The 1,158-nt window shown below is 62.1% G+C and carries 1 protein-coding gene; it reads left to right on the forward strand.

Annotated features, from left to right (window positions below):
* The first annotated feature begins 80 nt into the window (after positions 1–80).
* Entirely contained in the window at positions 81–1,151 is a 1,071-nt protein-coding gene (locus ACWGS8_RS35130) for an ISAs1 family transposase (protein ID WP_454585200.1), read from the forward strand.
* The last annotated feature ends 7 nt before the right edge of the window (positions 1,152–1,158 follow it).

The raw sequence follows: 1,158 nt of genomic DNA on the forward strand, positions 1-1,158 counted from the left end.
GGCAGGGGAATCGCATATGACGATTTTGCGCTTGAAGTTGATTTGAGAAGGGATTCTTTGGGAAGGCAGTCCACTGAGGAGTGACTGCCATTTCCAGCCTTGAGAGCTATTTCGGCGCGGTCCCTGATCCGCGCGCGGCCAACGCCACGCACCGGCTTGGCGATCTGATCGTGATGATGATCGCCGCGAGCCTGTGTGGTGCGACCAGCGCCACGGAGTTCTCGTTGTTCGCGCAAGAGCGCAAGCAGGCGCTGTCGCGCTTGATCGACTATGAGGAGGCGCCCAGTCACGACACCTTCTCGCGGTTGTTGCGTCTGCTCGATCCGGAGGCCTTCGGACGTGCGTTCGCCGCCTTTGCCGCAGGCTTTGCCCAGGCACGCCAGGGTGTGGTCGCACTTGATGGCAAGGCGCTGCGACGGGCCTATGAGAAAGGCCTTGCGGCCAGCCCGCCCCTGACGGTGTCGGCCTTTGCCAGCCAGACGCGGCTGTGTTTGGCGGCAGCCTCGCCCGGCGATGGAGACAATGAGGTCGAGGCTGCCCTCAAGGTCGTCGAACTCATTGATCTTACTGGCCGATTGGTCACGGCCGATGCCCTCCACTGCCACACGCGCATGGCCAAGGCCATCATTCAGCGCGGCGGCGACTATGTGCTCGCGCTCAAGGGAAACCGCCGGCATTGGTTGGCTCGGGCAAAACAACAACTGGCCCAGACCACTCCCGCCGTCACTGAGCTGACCGAAACCAGCCATGGCCGCAGCGAATGGCGGCAGGCAGAGGTCGTGGCGGCGGCCGAGCCGCTGATGCCTGGGCACAAGGCCTTCATCCGCATCACCAGCCGACGCGATCAGGCCAAGCCGTTGACGCGCCTGTTCATGGCCTCGACGCTGCTGTCGCCACAGCAGGCAATCGATCTCACCAGAGCCCATTGGCAGATCGAGAACGGACTGCACTGGATGCTCGACGTTCATCTGCACGAGGACCTCAGTCGTGCCCGCAAGGACAACGCTCCAGCCAACACCGCCCTCATCAACCGCATCGCCAGAAATATCCTTCAGGCCGCCGACATCGACAAAGTCCCCATTAGCCACCGCATCAAGAAATGCGCTTGGAATGACGACTATCTCATCCAGGCAATCGCTCATATGCGATAGCCCTGCC

Source organism: Mesorhizobium sp. 43Arga, assembly GCF_053714255.1.